Here is a 15,727-nt window from a genome sequence, read left to right as displayed (position 1 = left end):
ACAGGCTGGAAGCGTGACTGTCCCTCGATCATCACCTGCATCTCAGTGATCCGTTCTCTCAGTGGGCGGGCGCTCTTTCATGCCACCTCCTTGGCGCAGTTCGAACCTTGTGTTGCGAAAATCAATATCGCGATAAAAAGTATCTTTACAACGAAATCGAGTCGGCGTATACGATGATTATCGCGATAACGATTTTCGCGGAAACAAACTCAACCAAGGAGACCCGAAAATGATCAAGTCCATCATCACCGCCGCGGCTTTCGCCCTCTCCGCAAGCGCGCTGACGCCGGCTGAGGCCGCCCCCGCCACCAAGAATGTCGTGCTCGTTCACGGCGGCTTCGTCGATGGCTCCGGCTGGCAGGGCGTCTACAACATCCTCAAGAAGGACGGCTACAACGTCACCATCGTCCAGAACCCGACCCTGTCGCTTGCCGATGACGTCGCCGTCACCAAGCGCGCGATCGCCGCACAGGACGGCCCGGTCGTACTCGTCGGCCACTCCTATGGCGGCGTGGTCGTTTCCGAAGCCGGCACCGACGAAAAGGTGAAGGCCGTCGTCTATATCGCCGCCTTCGCGCCGGATAAGGGCGAGTCCGTTTCCACGCTGATCGCCAACCCGCCGGCCGGCGCCTCCGTTCCGCCGATCCTGCCGCCGGTCGTTGGTTTCCTGGCACTCGACAAGGCGAAATTCGCCGCCGCCTTCGCGGCCGACGTCGATCCCGAGATTGCAGCCTTCATGGCCGACTCCCAGGTGCCGTGGGGCGTGGAAGCGGCAGCCGGTGCCGTCACCGCGCCGGCCTGGAAGGAAAAGCCGAGCTTCTATCTGGTCGCCACCGACGACCACATGATCCCGCCGGCCGCCCAGCGCCAGATGGCAAAACGCGCCGGCTCCACCGTCGTCGAAACATCCGGCAGCCACGCCGTCTACGTCTCGAAGCCCGATGCCGTCGCAGCGCTTATCGAACAGGCCGCTCAAGCCAGCGAATAAGCAACCTCAACCGACAACAATACAAAGGGGGCGCACCTTGGGTGGCGCCCCGCGTCTCGAACCCAAACTCGGACGACAGCCTTATCGTTTCAGGAGCGCCGGGCGAAACAAATAGTGTTGACTAATCAATCAGCCTACACTAATGATTTAGCCATGATGATTGAAACCGCCCCCATCACCGCCGTCATGCGCGCCCTTGCCGACCCGACAAGGCGCGCCGTCTTCGAGCGCATCGCCAATGCCGAGGAAATCACCGTGGTCGAGCTCACCCGCGGCAGCGGCGTGACGCAGGGCGCGATTTCCCAGCACCTCAAATCGCTGAAGCAGGCGGGTCTCGTCGCCGAGCGTCCGGAGGGCCGCAACGTCTATTACCGCGCCGAGCCCGAAGGCCTGGCGCCGCTCGTCGACTGGATGAGCCACTACGGCACCTTCTGGCGCGAGCGCTTTGCCGACCTACGCACACTTCTCAAGGAGATTGATCCATGACCGACGCAGCAGTTCTGAAGTCCGAGACGCAAGACATCGTCGTCGACGAGGTGTTTCCGCATACGCCCGAGACGATCTGGAAGACGCTGACCAACGGCGACCTGATGGGCCGATGGATCATGCCGCCGACGGGCTTTCAACCCGTGGAGGGCACGCATTTCACCTTCCAGACGACGCCGGCCGGCGCCTGGGACGGGACGATCCGTTGCCAGGTGCTGGAGGTGCGTCCGCATGAGCGCTTCGTCTACTCCTGGCAGGGCGGGCACGAGGGCAATACCGGCTACGGCTCCCGCCTCGATACGGTCGTCACCTGGACGCTGGCAAAGGTCGACAACGGCACCCGTCTTCGCCTTGTGCATTCCGGCTTCGTCACGCCGAAGAACGACAGCGCCTACAAGAACATGAGCGAGGGCTGGACGAAGGTCCTGTCGCGCCTCGGCTCTGTCACCGACGAACAGCACTAAATGCTAAAGCCGGATCGTCACGGCGATCCGGCACCTCACCAACCCGAACGAGCAAAGAGAATGGTCGGCGTCGCCCTTACGGCCGCGCGCCAGGCTTTGCCGTGCCCGAAACAGGAGGAATGTATGAGCAAGTCCTATATCGGCGGATGCGCCTGCGGTGCGATCCGCTACGAAATCTCCGGAGAACCGGTTTTCTCCAACGACTGCCAGTGCCGCGACTGCCAGCAGGAGAGCGGAACCGGGCATGGTTCACATATGACGTTCCGCCGCGACGGGGTGAAGCTCGAAGGCGAAGCCACGCACTGGGACATGGTCGCCGAAAGCGGCCATGTGAAAACGCGCAGCTTCTGTCCCACCTGCGGCTCACCGGTCTACATGACCTTCTCGGCCATGCCCGAGTTCTTCACCATTCGCGCGGCAAGCCTCGACGATCCCAGCCGCTACAAGCCTCAGGTCGTGACCTACGGCATACGCGGCCATGACTGGGACCATCTCGACCCGGCCCTGACCAAATTCGAGAAGATGCCGCCGGCGTAGGACAGCCAATCGAAGGTTTCGCAGGGCGGGCCTTGGAGTGCCCGCCCACACCCATCTGGTCGCTACTCGCTGGGAACGAGGGCAAGACCGCACGGCGTTCGGCAAAGGCGAACAATAACTCCGCTTTTCGGCTACTAGTTCGAACAACGGCCCAATGTCATCTTCTGCTTATCGAAACGCCTCTTGGCACATACCGACAAACAGGAGAGACAGAATGCTCCGTTCCCTCATTGCCAGCACAGCCATCGCCCTTGCCGCCCCGGCCCTGGCCGACGTTCACCCCTACCCGGCGACCTTCACCACCGAGGACATCGCCACCAACGGTACCACCCTTCACGTCCGCATCGGCGGGTCCGGGCCAACCGTCGTGCTGCTGCACGGCTATGGCGAGACCGGCGACATGTGGGCGCCGCTTGCCGCCGAGCTTGCCCGCGACCACCGCGTCATCGTGCCCGACCTCAGGGGCATGGGGCTCTCTGAGAAACCGGCAACCGGCTACGACAAGAAGAACGAAGCAAAAGATATCGCCGGCGTGCTCGACGCCTTGAAGGCGGAAAAGGTCGACGTTGTCGCGCACGACATCGGCAACATGGTCGGCTACCAATTTGCCGCGCAGTACCCGTCCCGGACGACAAAACTTGTGCTCATGGATGCGCCGCTTCCCGGCATCGGCCCTTGGGAAGAGATCCTCAAAAACCCGCTGCTCTGGCACTTCCGTTTTGGCGGGCCTGACATGGAGCGCCTGGTTGCCGGCCGCGAGCGCATCTATCTCGATCGCTTCTGGAACGAATTCTCCGCCGACCCGAAGAAGTGGGACGAAGCATCGCGCGAACACTACGCCAAGCTCTATGCCCAGCCGGGGGCGATGCGCGCCGGTTTCGCCCAGTTCGCAGCCTTCGACCAGGACGCGACCGACAACCAGGCCCTCCTGAAGCAGGGCAAACTCGGCATGCCGGTTCTGGCCGTTGGCGGCGAAAAATCCTTCGGCCCCACGATGGCCGTCGTTGCCAGCGCGGCTGCCGAAAACGTCACGGGCGTGGTCATTCCGGCATCCGGCCACTGGCTGATGGAGGAGCAACCGGAAGCCACGGTGAAAGCGATCCGCAGCTTCCTCGACGCCGAGTAGCCGGAGCGCCTGAAGCCAGCCAGCATTGCCGATCGAGATCGCCGCGCGTCCTCTCCGACGCGCGGCATTGCTGCACTTTGCCGCTCGCCGGAGCGCGCTGAAGCCTCAAGCGGGCGGAATGAAAGGTTGGCTGATCGTCTGGAACACGGGGAGCGCTTCCAGCTTCTGCGCATGTGCCTGCAGATGAGGGTAGTTCGAGATCGCCACAAGATCGGTATGCACGTCGTTAAGGAACCGCAGGACGACCGCAACGGCGATATCGACATGACCGATGCGCTCCGAGAACCAGTATTCGCTCTGGCCTTGCGCACGGCTCGCCTCGAGCACGCCGAGCGTTTCCTCGATCTGGCGGCGGCAGCGATCGACCCAGAGCGCCGAGACTTCGCCATGCAGGCGTTTCTCGTAGAAAAGACTGACCGCCTTGTCGCCAAGGCCGGTCGCGAGCGTGGCGATCCGGAGTGCCCGATGTCGTGCCGGCTCGGTTCGCGGGAACATGACCTGATCGTCGGAAACGAGGCTATCGAGATAGTCGAGGATGATGTGGCTGTCGGTGAGCGCCAGCCCATCGTCCAGCACCAGGGTCGGCACGCGCGTCAGCGGATTGTGGGCTCGAATCTCGTCGTCGTTGCCGAAGGACGACCAGGGGCGGTGTTCGAAGGGGATACCGTAGAGCGTGAGCGCGATGCCCACGCGACGAACGAACGGAGAGTCGTATTGGCCGATCAGGATCATTTTGCCGTCTCCTGCCTGTGCTGGCGGTTTCTGGGAACAATAGGCCTTCCCCGGAGGTCAAAGCCAGAGCGACTTCGGCGCAACCCGATTCCGCACCCCAGTTCTTAGCGACTTGCGGAGCGCCGTTGGAATGCCGATAAGCGCCACCAACAAAACGATACGGGAGGAGCCCATGGACATTTCCGAAATCATCATCGCCGGCGATACGTCCGGCATCGAATGGCGCCTGCCTGTCTACCGCTTCAAGGGCAGGAATGCCGCGGCACCGAAGACCTATATCCAGGCGGCGCTGCACGCCAACGAGTTGCCGGGCACCGCGCTGGCGCATTTCCTGCTCGAAAAGCTGCAGCAGGCAGAAAAAGACGGCGCCATCCTCGGCGACATCACAGTCGTGCCGCAGGCAAATCCGATCGGCACGGCGCAATCGCATTTCGGCGAGTTGCAGGGCCGCTTCGACCTCGGCTCACGCACCAACTTCAACCGCGATTTCCCGCTGATCTCGCTTGCCGACCGGGACTACCTCATCGAGGATCTCGATCGTTATTCGGCGACCGACCGGCTGAAGCGCCAGCTGCTGCATATGGCGCTCGGCGCCGACCTGATGCTCGACCTTCACTGCGACGACGAGGCGCTGCAATACGCCTATATCGACGATGCCTTCTGGCCGGAGGCGGGCGACCTCGCTTCTGCGCTCGACATGGAAGCGGTCTTCCTCTCGGACGGCGAAAGTTCCGCCTTCGAGGAAGCTGTCGCCTATGCCTGGAAGTATGAGACCGGGCAGAAGAAGGCGCGTCTTCCGGGACGCCTCTCGGTCACCGTCGAGCTTCGCGGCACGCGCGACGTCTATCCGGAGCTTGCCCGTAAGGACGCAGAGGGTGTCTTCCGCTTCCTCGTCGCCCGCGGCGTCGTTACCGGTGACGAAGAGGCGATCGCGCCGTTCGCCGGCATCGTCGCCCCCCTCGACAACATCGAGATGATCCGCGCGCCGGAGGCGGGCGCCATCCTGTTCCATCGCGACATCGGCGAAAGCGTAAAGGCCGGTGACCTGCTCGCGACCATTCTCACCCGTCCCGGCCGGCTCGACGGCTCGCTCGACGTGCACGCTCCGCAGGATGGGCTGATCGTCACCCGCGTCTCGACCCGCCTTGCACGCCGACGTTCGGACCTGATGAAGATCGCCTGCGCTCAGCCCTCCAACGCCACGCGCAAGCCGGGACCGCTCGAAGCCTAAGCAATCCCGAGGAAGCGCGAAGCCGTCCCCAATCGCCTCATTCAGCGGCCGTCACCCAAGGTGGCGGCTGTCATCTTTGGGCTATCGAGAAGGATGGTCGAGCGCAGCGTCTTGATCTCGGCGATCTGCTCGAACTCGCTCCATAGCAGGCGCTTGTAGTCGGCGACATCGCGCACGGCGATCTTCAGGAGAAAATCGAAGTCGCCGGCAACCGTGTGGCATTCCACCACCTCAGGCATGCGCGAAACCAACTCGATGAAACGGTGACCGACCTTGCTCGCAGTGCGCTCCAGCGTGACCTCGACAAAGGCCTGAAAGCCGACACCGCCGGCCTTGGGATCGACCACGACCGTCTGGCGGATGACACCCGTCGCATAGAGCCTGGCGAGGCGGCGCGACAGCGGCGCCGGCGAGAGACCGACTCGGGCTGCGAGCTCGTTGTTGCTCAACGACGCATCCTCGACGAGCAGACGGATGATGCGTCGGTCGACCTGATCCAGTTCCATCGCCACCTTTTCAACCATCACCATGCTCCAACGCGCAAATCAGCAAATCAATTCCAGAGTTTTGCGCAAATAGCACGCTGTCGATATTGCTTCTGCGGCAAAAATCGCATCGATTTTGCGCTGATCCTGACTTAAGAAGGAAGCCGCAGGGCAAGCCGGAGGAACGGCGGCCGGCAGGCATTCTCGACCGATAACGCATCGCTGCCATTCAAGGGGGATTTTCCGGCATGTTCGACGCACTGACCCGCCAACCCGACGATCCGTTGCTGGCCCTGATCGGGCTCTACCGCAAGGACGAACGCCCCGGAAAGGTCGATCTCGGCGTCGGCGTCTACCGCGACGAAACCGGCCACACGCCGATCTTCCGCGCCGTCAAGGCGGCCGAGAAGCGGTTGCTCGAAACCCAGGACAGCAAGGCCTATGTCGGCCCGGAAGGCGACCTCGTCTTTATCGATCATCTCTGGACGCTGGTCGGCGGCGACACCGTCGATCGCAGCCACATTGCCGGCGTGCAGACGCCGGGGGGTTCCGGTGCTCTCAGGCTCGCAGCCGACCTCATCCATCAGATGGGCGGCAAGCGCATCTGGATCGGCCTGCCGAGCTGGCCGAACCATGCGAGCATCTTCAAGACGGCCGGCCTTGAAGCCGCCGGCTACCCGTTCTTCGATGTACCAACACAGACGGTGCTCTTCGACAACATGATCACCGCGCTGCAGGGAGCCTCCGCCGGCGACGCCGTATTGCTGCATGCGGGCTGCCATAACCCGACCGGCGGCGTGATTACCGAAGCGCAGTGGATGGAGCTTGCCGCCGTTATCGCCGAACGCGGCCTGTTGCCGCTCGTCGATCTCGCCTATCAGGGTTTCGGCCGGGGCCTCGACGAGGATGTCGCCGGCCTTCGCCACCTGATCGGCGTCGTGCCCGAGGCACTGGTTGCCGTTTCCTGCTCCAAGTCCTTCGGCCTCTATCGCGAGCGCGCCGGCGCGATCTTCGCGGTGACGACCTCGTCGTCCTCGGCCGATACGGTCCGCTCCAACCTCGCCGGCCTCGCGCGCACCAGCTATTCGATGCCGCCGGATCATGGCGCCGCCATCGTGCGTTTGATCCTTTCCGACGCGGATCTTCAGCGCGACTGGAAGGAAGAGCTCGAAACCATGCGGCTGCGCATCACCAACATCCGACGGGCGCTCGCCGAAGGCTTGCGCGACCGCTGGCAGGCGCTCGGCGCCGTCGCCAGCCAGGAAGGCATGTTCTCGCTGCTGCCGCTCACAGAGGCCGATGTCATGCGGCTCCGGAACGAGCACGGCATCTACATGCCCGGCTCCGGCCGCATCAACATCGCCGGCCTGAAGACGGCGGAAGTCGAGAGCGTCATCGCCAAGTTTAGGAACCTCTGAGGATAAGATGGCCGAGCGCAGCATCGACGTGTCCGAAGCCCCGGTAGAACGCCATCGCCTCTATGAGGATGCGCTAGCGATTCTCATGGGCACGCTGATCATGTCGCTCGGCGTCATCATCTACAGCAAGGCGATGCTCTTGACGGGCAGTACCTCCGGCCTGGCGCTGCTTTTGCAGTATGCAACCGGGGCCGAGTTCTGGCTGGTCTTCTCCCTCGTCAACCTGCCCTTCTACATCCTGGCGGTCAAACGGCTCGGCTGGATGTTTGCGCTGCGCACCTTCATCGCCGTCAGTCTGGTGTCGCTGTTTTCGCGGCTAACGGCCGGTTGGGTAGAGATCGCCCGGCTCGATCCCATCTATGCGGCGGTTGTTGGCGGCGGACTGATGGGCACGGGCCTGCTCATCCTCTTCCGCCATCGCACCGGGCTCGGCGGCATCAACATCGTAGCGATCTATCTCCAGGAAAAATTCGGCGTCCGCGCCGGTTACTTCCAGCTCGCGGTCGATCTCGCCATCCTTGCCGCCGCCTACTTCGTGCTGCCACCCGCAAACCTCGTGCTTTCGGTCGTGGGTGCAGCCGTCGTCAACATGACACTGGCGATCAACCACAGGCCGGGCCGCTACGCCGGCGTGACCTGAGGCAAGGTCAACGTCTTCCCTCGGGCTCTCCGGGACGCTATCAATCCGGCCACTCTTTGAAATTGCGCGATTCCGGACGGTCTCGTCCGGCCCGGAATTGCTCACAGCGGCTTGGGGCATGGAATGACGGTAACGGTTTACGGCATCAAGAACTGCGACACGATGAAGAAAGCGCGCACCTGGCTCGAAGGCCGGGGCATTGACTATCGCTTTCACGACTACAAGGCCGAGGGGATCGACCGCCCGCACCTCGAACGCTGGTGCAAGGAAGCCGGGTGGGAAACGGTGCTGAACCGCGCCGGCACGACCTTCCGCAAGCTCGACAACGCCGACAAGCAGGACCTTGACCAGGAAAAGGCAATTGCGCTGATGCTGGCGCAGCCCTCGATGATCAAGCGCCCGGTGCTCGAGGCCGACGGCAATCTCTTGATCGACTTCAAGCCTGACCTCTACGAGGCAGCGCTGTAACGCCTCAGCCGGAGCCAAACGATGTCGAAGACCACGCGCGCCACGCAGACGCTCTCGAAGGCCGGTGTCACCTTCAGCGTGCACAGCTACGACTACGACCCCAATGCCGAACGCGTCGGCCTGCAGGCGGCGGAAGCGCTCGGCGAAGATCCGAGCCGGGTGCTGAAGACGCTGATGGCAGAAGTGGACGGCAAGCCGGTCTGCTGCGTCGTGCCCTCCGACCGGGAGGTGAGCATGAAGAAGCTTGCTAGCGCCTTTGGCGGCAAGTCGGCCGCCATGATGAAGCCGGCCGATGCCGAGCGCCTCACCGGCTACCATGTCGGCGGCATCAGCCCGTTCGGTCAGAAAAAGCTCGTGCCGACGGCGATCGAGGAGGCCGCACTTGCCGAGGCGCAGGTCTATATCAATGGCGGCCAGCGCGGGCTGCAAGTGCGGCTCGCGCCGCGCGACGCACAGGCCGCACTGAGGGCGATCGCCGCACCGCTGATCGCCTGATCTTTGCCTTCAAAATATCTCGGATGGCCTATAGGAGCAGGCAAAGCGGGACGAGGAAAACATCCAAGGTTTTTCGCCCGCAGCCCGCTCACAGCTAGGAGCGTGGGGTCGCTTCGGAGTTGTTTCATGGCATCTGCAAGGTATCCGCGCGCGAAGCGTCTTTTGAAACGCCTCGTCGTCGTCACGGGTGCGCTTGGTGCAGCCTTGGCGCTCTATCTCGTCGGCCTGCAATGGACCGGCAATTTCCACACGCTCGTCGCTGGTGAGGTCTATCGTTCGGCGCAGCCAAGCCCTGAGGCGATCGCCGCCTATTCCAAGGGCTACGGTATCCGCACCATTCTCAACCTGCGTGGCGAGAAACCGGACGAGCGCTGGTACCGCGACGAGGTTGCCGCCGCCGAGCGTAACGGTATCCGGCTCATCAACTTTCCCATGTCCGCCTCGGCAGAGATCGACCGGAAGGAAACCGACGCGCTGATGGCGATCCTCCGGGACGCGCCGAAGCCGCTGCTGATCCACTGCAAGGCCGGCGCCGACCGCACCGGTCTCGTCTCGACGATCTACCTGCAACAGATCGCCGGCGTCGACGAAGAGACGGCCGAGTGGCAGCTTTCGCCGCTCTACGGCCATGTCGCGCTCCCCTATCTCTCGGGCACCTTTGCCATGGACGAAACCTGGGAAGCGCTGGAGAAGTCGTTCGGGCTGAATAGCTGAGGACGAAGGCGTCATAGATTGGCGCTTGCTGCCCCATGCCCCTCATCCGGCCTGCCGGCCACCTTCTCCCCGCAGACGGGGCGAAGGAGACTCGCGGCAACCGCTCACCTCAACAGCAAGTATCTCCGTCGATTTCCTCCTCACAGTGTCTCCGTTCGACAGCGTGGCACGTCCCCTCTCCCCGCCTGCGGGGAGAGGGCTAGGGTGAGGGGCAAACTTGCACACAGGCGGCAGTCCGATTACCTGGCATTGCGGAGACGCGAAGCCGTTGCACGCTTGAAACGCCTTACCTGAGCTTCGCCAGCAGCCCGGCCAAATGCCGCGCCTCCGCTTCGGTCAGTCTGGCGCCGACATGGGCCTCGATCGATGGGCCATAGGTCAGCCACATGCGCGCCCGCATCGCCCGTCCGGCCTCGGTGATCACCACCCACTGGCCCCGACCATCGGCGTCGAAGGTTTCGCGGCGGACGAGCCCTTCCTTCACCAGCCGATCGATCAGGCGCGAGAGATTGTATTGCGCAAGCAACGTGCGCGCCTCGATCTCGAAGGGACGCAGCCGGCCACCTTCCGCTTGCACCAGCTCCCACAACACGTCGTACCAGCCGAGCGGCGGCAAGCCTGAAGCCTTGAAATCGGCCTCGATCCGCGCAAGCACCCGCTCACGCGCACGCATCAGCCCGATCCAGGCTTCCGTGGTTTCCGGTCGGGGACGCTCTCGGTCGTTTTTTGTCTCATCTGCCATAGATGCAATTACATCCATCTTGAAAATCGAAGCAAGCCCACATACATGCAAATGCATCTACTTGTTCAACCGGGAGACTGCCATGCTTACCCTCGTCAGCCACCACCTCTGCCCCTATGTGCAACGTGCGTCGATCGCGCTCGACGAAAAAGGCGTTCGGTTCGAGCGGACCTATATCGACCTCAAAGCCAAGCCTGACTGGTTCCTGAAGATCTCACCGCTCGGTAAGGTGCCGCTGCTGCAGGTGCCGCAGCAAGGCGGCGAAACCGTGCTGTTCGAAAGCTCTGTTATCGCCGAGTACGTCGAGGAAAGCCAAGCCGGCCCGAAGCTTCACCCTGAAGATGCGCTGGAGCGCGCCCGGCATCGCGGCTGGATGGAGTTTGGTTCGTCGATCCTTTCGGATCTCTGGGGCTTCGAGACTGCCAAGGACCAGGAAACCTACGAGCAGAAGCGCAAGGCGCTCGCCGACAAGTTTGCGACCATCGAAGCGACGCTCGGCCACGGGCCCTATTTCGCCGGCACGAAGTTTTCGCTCGTCGATGCGGTCTTCGCGCCGATCTTCCGCTATTTCGATCTTTTCGACACGCTTGCCGATCACGGCATCTTCGACGGGCTCGATCGTATCAGCGCCTGGCGCAAGGCGCTTGCCGAACGGCCGAGCGTCAAGGCGGCGGTAACGGCCGATTACAGCGAGCGGCTGATGGCCTTCCTCAGGGATCACGACGCCTATCTGCTGCGTGCCCGCCGGGCGTAGGCCGATAAGTCTAGTCATGTCGTCCTTCAGTTTGGCGTGGGACTGCCCTATGACAGTGCCCAAGCCTTGCTGGAGGAGCGCAACGTGACGGACATGACTTCGACCTTGATGATTCTTGAGCCCTACCCCGGCGTCTATGCCTATTACGACGGGCGTGTCGCCGGCGTACGGCTTCATTCAGAGGCGCCGAACTGGCTTGATGACGGTGCCTATGAACTCGGCATCGCCTCCTATGCCATCGTCGACGGCAAGGAGGCGCTGGTCTATGACACGCATATTTCGCTCGACCATGCCCGGGCGATCCGCAATCACCTCGAAAGCCTCGGCGTCACCTCGATCCGCGTCGTGCTCAGCCATTGGCACAAGGACCACGTGGCCGGAAACGCGGTCTTTGCCGATTGCGAGATCATCGCGCTGAAGCTGACGGCGGAGAGACTTCACGAAAACCGCGAAAAGATCGAGGCGGCGACGCCACCGATCCAGCCCCTCGTCATGCCGAACCGGCTGTTCGAACGGACGCTCGCGCTTACGGTCGGCGAACGTCGGGTCGAGCTGCACCACTTCGCCATCCACAGCGCCGACGGCAACGTCATCTGGCTGCCCGAGGAAAAACTGCTGCTCGCCGGCGATACGCTCGAGGATACAACAACCTATATCAGCGAGGCTGACCAGACGGCGACGCATGTCGCCGAACTCGAGCGGCTGCGGCAATGGCCGATCGAAAGGATCCTGCCCGCTCACGGCGACCGCGAGCGCATCGCCGCGGGCGGCTACGGGCCGGAGCTCATCGATGCCAATCGCCTTTACATCGAACGGCTGACCGACGCGATCGCGGCCGGCACCCCTATCGGCACGCTCAAGGATTTCGCCGCCGAGGAGATCGCCTCAGGCGCGATCCTCCATTTCGAACCCTACGAGGCGGTGCACCGGAGCAATGTCGAACGGTTGCAGGCCGCTCTCAGGACGGATTAACTTGGGACCGCATGATGACCACCAACCTTCATTTTCGCCGCAAAGCGCTCTAAATCTTCTTCTTCCGATTCAATAGACAGGCAGATCATGACCTATCCCGCCAATACGCCCAATCCCATCGATCCGGTGAAACTCGACAAGCTTGCGGAAGTCGCGATCCAGGTCGGCCTGCAGCTGCAGCGCGGCCAGGACCTGGTGATGACCGCGCCGGTGGCGGCAATGCCACTCGTCCGCCTCATCACCAAGCACGCCTACAAGGCGGGTGCCGGACTGGTGACGACCCTCTACTCCGATGAAGACACGACGCTGGCGCGCTATGCCTACGCTCCCGACGAAAGCTTCGACCGGGCGAGCGACTGGCTCTTCGACGGCATGGCCAAGGCCTTTGCCGGCGGTGCGGCGCGCCTGGCGATCTCCGGCGATAATCCGATGATGTTGTCGACGCAGGACCCGGCCAAGGTCGCGCGCGCCAACAAGGCGAACTCGATCGCCTACAAGCCGGCGCTCGAAAAGATCTCGAACTTCGACATCAACTGGAACATCGTTTCCTACCCGAACCCGTCCTGGGCAAAGCTCGTCTTCCCGAACGATGCGGAAGACGTTGCTGTCGAGAAGCTTGCGAACGCCATTTTCGCCGCCTCGCGCGTCGATGTCGCCGACCCGGTCGTCGCCTGGAAAGAGCATAATGCCAATCTCGCCCGGCGCTCGGCCTGGCTGAATGGCGAGCGTTTCGCAGCACTGCACTTCACCGGCCCCGGCACCGACCTGACCGTGGGCTTGGCCGATGGTCACCTGTGGTGCGGCGGCGCATCGGAGGCCAAGAACGGCGTGACCTGCAACCCGAACATCCCGACTGAAGAAGTCTTCACGACGCCGCATGCGCTGCGCGTCGAGGGCCATGTCTCCTCGACCAAGCCGCTGTCGCACCAGGGAACGCTGATCGACAATATCCAGGTGCGCTTCGAAGGCGGCCGGATCGTCGAGGCGAAGGCCTCGCGCGGTGAGGAAGTGCTGAACAAGGTGCTCGATACAGACGAGGGTGCACGCCGGCTCGGCGAAGTGGCGCTGGTGCCGCATTCCTCGCCGATCTCGGCAAGCGGCATCCTCTTCTACAACACCCTGTTCGACGAAAACGCCTCCTGCCACATCGCACTCGGCCAGTGCTATTCCGGCTGCTTCGTCGACGATACCAAGCTGACGCCGGAACAGATCCGCGCCCAAGGCGGCAATTCGAGCCTGATCCACATCGATTGGATGATCGGCTCAGGCCAGGTGGATATCGACGGCGTGCGCGCCGACGGCAGCCGCGTCCCGGTCATGCGCCAGGGCGAGTGGGCCTGAGGCCTCCCTCCCGGAGTGGTCCCTTCTGACGGGCCTGCGGCCGCCGCAGCAAATGCGGCGGCCATTCTTCAACAAGCGTGGCCGCTTAGCCGTTGGCGGCACGCTTGAGGCGCGGCATCTCCGCCGACTGATAGAGTGACAGGACGTGTCCATCAGGATCGGCGAATTCTGCCGACCAACCGCCCGGCGCGTGGCTCACAGGCGTGACGATCGTGGTGCCTTTTTCAGCGAGACCACCGACCACGTCGTCGATACCGCCTTCAGCGAGATCGAAGACGACGATCGGCGTATTGCCGGCTTGCTTTCGGTGACAAAGAAGATCAGCTCGACGTTGTTTTCGATGGCGGCCATCAGCCAGACGCCGGCTTCATCGTCATCCATCCGCTGCACCTCAGGACCAAGCACATCGCGATAGAAGGCTTCCGTCCGGGAGATCTCCTGGACATAGTAGCACATGGCTCCGATACGTGGTTTCGACAGCATTGGTTGCTCCGTTTCTGTTGGTTACGCCGGCTTGTTGCCGCCGGCCGCCTTTTCGTGAGACGCACGCGAAGAAAAATTGACCGCGAAGAGGTGACCATCGGGATCGTGGCTGGCAAAGGCGGCACGGCCGCTGCGGGTGACCGGCAGCAATGCCTGGCGGATGCAGCCGCTTTCCAGCGGATAACGCAGCCCGGTAAGTTCCAGATTGGTCTCGAGGTGGCCGGCATCGCGCCAGGCTCGGCGCAGCAGCAGGATGCGCTGACGCAGCGCCTCGTCGGAAATCTTGAGGAGATGGCGGATCTCCAGTCGGTTATGACCGGCAATGGCGAGCAGCATCACGATCCTGAGACTGGGCGCGAGCGTGGCCGCAAAGCTTAGAGGATCGCTCGACGCCGCCGCGCCCTGCGTTTCCGGCTCAGGCGCCTATCGCTCGCGCCGAAGACGACGAGCGGCCGTGCGCGCCTGCATCGCGGCGAGCTTGCGAATGACACCGCGGAACCAGGCGCGATCACCAACGTGGGGAAGCGCTTTGCCTTGAGCGCCACGATCAACGCTTCATGCAGCAAATCCTCCGCTTCGGCCGCACGGCGGGTCTGGCGCTTGGCGAAGCGGAGGAGATCGAAATAGTGCGCCGGCGTCAGGTGCTCGGTCATCAGGGCTCAGGGATTGAGGTTCCCGGCAATGTGAAGCGCTTGCCCTATGGTTGCAAGACCACGCTCAGGCGCGGGCCGGTCGTACCTTCGGCATCATTTGTGCGCGCTGGCTGAGCCAGACACTGGCGAAGACGACGAGGATACCGAGGGCCTGGACCGACGTCAGATGCTCGCCAAGCACGCCCCAGCCGAGCAGGATGGCAACGACCGGGCTCAGGAAGCCGAGCGGCGATACGGCTGACGGTTCGAGGCGCGACAGGCCGCGGAACCAGAGCAGATAGGTGAAGGCGGCGCCGATCAGGCCGAGATAGGCAAGCCCGAGGACGTTGGCCGTGGTCAGCGGCGGTAGCGACGGCTCGAAGAACAGCGCCACCGGCACGAGCAGCAGACCACCCGCCGCCAATTGCCAGGCGGTGAAGGTGAGCGGCGGCACCGGTGGCGCCCAATGACGGCTCAGCACCGTGCCAAAGGCCATGGAGACGGCACCGGCGAGGCCAGCAAGAACGCCGAGCGGATCAAGCGTGGCGCCGGGTGTCAGCACCAGAAGGGCAACGCCGGCGATGCCCGCTAGACCGGCAACAACGCTGAGTACGCGGATCGGCGAGCCGAGAAAGACGCGCGACAGCAGGATGACGATCAGCGGCTGGACGGCGCCTACAGTTGCGGCGACGCCGCCCGGTAGCCTGTAAGCAGAGACGAACAGCAGCGCCCAGAAGAAGGAGAAGTTGAGAGCGCCCAGGATAAAAGTACGCGGCCACCAGATGCCTTCAGGGAGACGCCGGACGATGAGCAACAAGAGAAGCCCGGCTGGCAGCGCCCGCAGCATGGCGACCGTAAACGGATAGCCCGATGGCAGAAACTCGGTCGTTACGAGGTAAGTGCTGCCCCAGATGGCCGGCGCGAGTGCGGTCAAGGCGAGATCGACGTTACGGTTTTTGCTCATATCTTTATCTCAAGAATCTCTACATCAAGATAAATCGAGACTACCATAGTTTATC

Annotated in this window: 21 protein-coding genes; 14 read left to right on the top strand and 7 right to left on the bottom strand. The window is 63.1% G+C overall.

All coding sequences use genetic code 11. The features are described 5' to 3' along the window. Positions 1–229 precede the first annotated feature (229 nt). From BLU35_RS21180 to BLU35_RS21160, 5 genes are all read left to right on the top strand, one after another. Positions 230–988, top strand: coding sequence for an alpha/beta fold hydrolase (locus tag BLU35_RS21180; protein ID WP_093234368.1), 759 nt, complete (start codon positions 230–232; stop codon positions 986–988). A gap of 156 nt (positions 989–1,144) precedes the next feature. After that, complete coding sequence (locus BLU35_RS21175; RefSeq protein WP_057248239.1) at positions 1,145–1,474, top strand: ArsR/SmtB family transcription factor; 330 nt, start codon at positions 1,145–1,147, stop codon at positions 1,472–1,474. Further along, positions 1,471–1,938, top strand: a complete 468-nt coding sequence (locus BLU35_RS21170; protein WP_058324578.1) for an SRPBCC family protein — start codon at positions 1,471–1,473, stop codon at positions 1,936–1,938. Before BLU35_RS21175 ends, BLU35_RS21170 begins: the two co-directional genes overlap by 4 nt. 123 nt (positions 1,939–2,061) lie before the next feature. Further along, positions 2,062–2,475: a GFA family protein gene (locus BLU35_RS21165; protein ID WP_093234367.1), complete on the top strand. Its 414-nt coding sequence runs from the start codon at positions 2,062–2,064 to the stop codon at positions 2,473–2,475. Between the two features lie 214 nt (positions 2,476–2,689). Continuing rightward, positions 2,690–3,601 carry an alpha/beta fold hydrolase gene (locus tag BLU35_RS21160; RefSeq protein WP_093234366.1) on the top strand — a complete coding sequence of 304 codons (912 nt, stop codon included), beginning with the start codon at positions 2,690–2,692 and terminating at the stop codon, positions 3,599–3,601. A 105-nt stretch (positions 3,602–3,706) separates the two neighbouring features. Here the strand turns inward: BLU35_RS21160 and BLU35_RS21155 are convergent, their stop codons facing one another. Continuing rightward, positions 3,707–4,333: a glutathione S-transferase family protein gene (locus BLU35_RS21155; protein ID WP_093234365.1), complete on the bottom strand. Its 627-nt coding sequence runs from the start codon at positions 4,331–4,333 to the stop codon at positions 3,707–3,709. A gap of 172 nt (positions 4,334–4,505) precedes the next feature. On the opposite strand from BLU35_RS21155, the gene BLU35_RS21150 reads away from it, so the two are divergent. Beyond that, complete coding sequence (locus BLU35_RS21150) at positions 4,506–5,564, top strand: succinylglutamate desuccinylase/aspartoacylase family protein (RefSeq protein ID WP_093234364.1); 1,059 nt, start codon at positions 4,506–4,508, stop codon at positions 5,562–5,564. A gap of 41 nt (positions 5,565–5,605) precedes the next feature. Here the strand turns inward: BLU35_RS21150 and BLU35_RS21145 are convergent, their stop codons facing one another. Then, complete coding sequence (locus BLU35_RS21145) at positions 5,606–6,088, bottom strand: Lrp/AsnC family transcriptional regulator (RefSeq protein WP_093234363.1); 483 nt, start codon at positions 6,086–6,088, stop codon at positions 5,606–5,608. 209 nt (positions 6,089–6,297) lie between these two features. On the opposite strand from BLU35_RS21145, the gene tatA reads away from it, so the two are divergent. The 5 genes from tatA to BLU35_RS21120 all read left to right on the top strand — a co-directional run bounded on the left by tatA (position 6,298) and on the right by BLU35_RS21120 (position 9,784). Further along, entirely contained in the window at positions 6,298–7,467 is a 1,170-nt protein-coding gene (tatA, locus tag BLU35_RS21140) for a tyrosine aminotransferase (RefSeq protein WP_093234362.1), read from the top strand. A gap of 7 nt (positions 7,468–7,474) precedes the next feature. After that, a complete protein-coding gene (locus BLU35_RS21135; RefSeq protein ID WP_093234361.1) occupies positions 7,475–8,107 on the top strand; it encodes a YitT family protein in 633 nt (210 codons plus the stop codon). Between the two features lie 123 nt (positions 8,108–8,230). After that, positions 8,231–8,575 carry an ArsC family reductase gene (locus BLU35_RS21130; RefSeq protein WP_093234360.1) on the top strand — a complete coding sequence of 115 codons (345 nt, stop codon included), beginning with the start codon at positions 8,231–8,233 and terminating at the stop codon, positions 8,573–8,575. A 21-nt stretch (positions 8,576–8,596) separates the two neighbouring features. Further along, a complete protein-coding gene (gene ybaK / locus BLU35_RS21125; RefSeq protein WP_093234359.1) occupies positions 8,597–9,070 on the top strand; it encodes a Cys-tRNA(Pro) deacylase in 474 nt (157 codons plus the stop codon). Between the two features lie 126 nt (positions 9,071–9,196). Next, positions 9,197–9,784 (top strand): dual specificity protein phosphatase family protein, encoded by a 588-nt coding sequence (locus BLU35_RS21120; protein WP_093234358.1) that lies wholly within the window; start codon positions 9,197–9,199, stop codon positions 9,782–9,784. 286 nt (positions 9,785–10,070) lie between these two features. Here the strand turns inward: BLU35_RS21120 and BLU35_RS21115 are convergent, their stop codons facing one another. Further along, a complete protein-coding gene (locus BLU35_RS21115; RefSeq protein WP_286161577.1) occupies positions 10,071–10,526 on the bottom strand; it encodes a MarR family winged helix-turn-helix transcriptional regulator in 456 nt (151 codons plus the stop codon). A gap of 82 nt (positions 10,527–10,608) precedes the next feature. On the opposite strand from BLU35_RS21115, the gene BLU35_RS21110 reads away from it, so the two are divergent. The 3 genes from BLU35_RS21110 (at position 10,609) to BLU35_RS21100 (ending at position 13,593) form a co-directional block, all read left to right on the top strand. Then, complete coding sequence (locus tag BLU35_RS21110; RefSeq protein WP_093234356.1) at positions 10,609–11,280, top strand: glutathione S-transferase family protein; 672 nt, start codon at positions 10,609–10,611, stop codon at positions 11,278–11,280. Positions 11,281–11,373: 93 nt separating this feature from the next. After that, positions 11,374–12,252, top strand: coding sequence for an MBL fold metallo-hydrolase (locus BLU35_RS21105; RefSeq protein ID WP_176907348.1), 879 nt, complete (start codon positions 11,374–11,376; stop codon positions 12,250–12,252). Between the two features lie 87 nt (positions 12,253–12,339). Further along, positions 12,340–13,593 (top strand): aminopeptidase, encoded by a 1,254-nt coding sequence (locus BLU35_RS21100; protein WP_093234354.1) that lies wholly within the window; start codon positions 12,340–12,342, stop codon positions 13,591–13,593. A gap of 195 nt (positions 13,594–13,788) precedes the next feature. On the opposite strand, the gene BLU35_RS21095 is transcribed toward BLU35_RS21100, so the two are convergent. The 4 genes from BLU35_RS21095 to BLU35_RS21085 form a co-directional block, all read right to left on the bottom strand. Continuing rightward, complete coding sequence (locus BLU35_RS21095) at positions 13,789–14,076, bottom strand: VOC family protein (protein WP_286161576.1); 288 nt, start codon at positions 14,074–14,076, stop codon at positions 13,789–13,791. Between the two features lie 21 nt (positions 14,077–14,097). Then, positions 14,098–14,412 (bottom strand): hypothetical protein, encoded by a 315-nt coding sequence (locus BLU35_RS36210; protein WP_286161575.1) that lies wholly within the window; start codon positions 14,410–14,412, stop codon positions 14,098–14,100. A gap of 38 nt (positions 14,413–14,450) precedes the next feature. Then, positions 14,451–14,729 carry a sigma factor gene (locus BLU35_RS36205; RefSeq protein WP_244495499.1) on the bottom strand — a complete coding sequence of 93 codons (279 nt, stop codon included), beginning with the start codon at positions 14,727–14,729 and terminating at the stop codon, positions 14,451–14,453. A gap of 64 nt (positions 14,730–14,793) precedes the next feature. Continuing rightward, positions 14,794–15,672, bottom strand: coding sequence for an EamA family transporter (locus tag BLU35_RS21085; protein ID WP_093234353.1), 879 nt, complete (start codon positions 15,670–15,672; stop codon positions 14,794–14,796). Positions 15,673–15,727: the final 55 nt, after the last annotated feature.

Origin of the sequence: Sinorhizobium sp. NFACC03, assembly GCF_900103435.1 — a bacterium.
In the GTDB taxonomy this organism is placed as follows: Bacteria; Pseudomonadota; Alphaproteobacteria; order Rhizobiales; family Rhizobiaceae; genus Ensifer.
The sequence above is the reverse complement of the archived record's forward strand: the minus strand, read 5'-3'. Positions and strand labels throughout refer to the sequence as shown.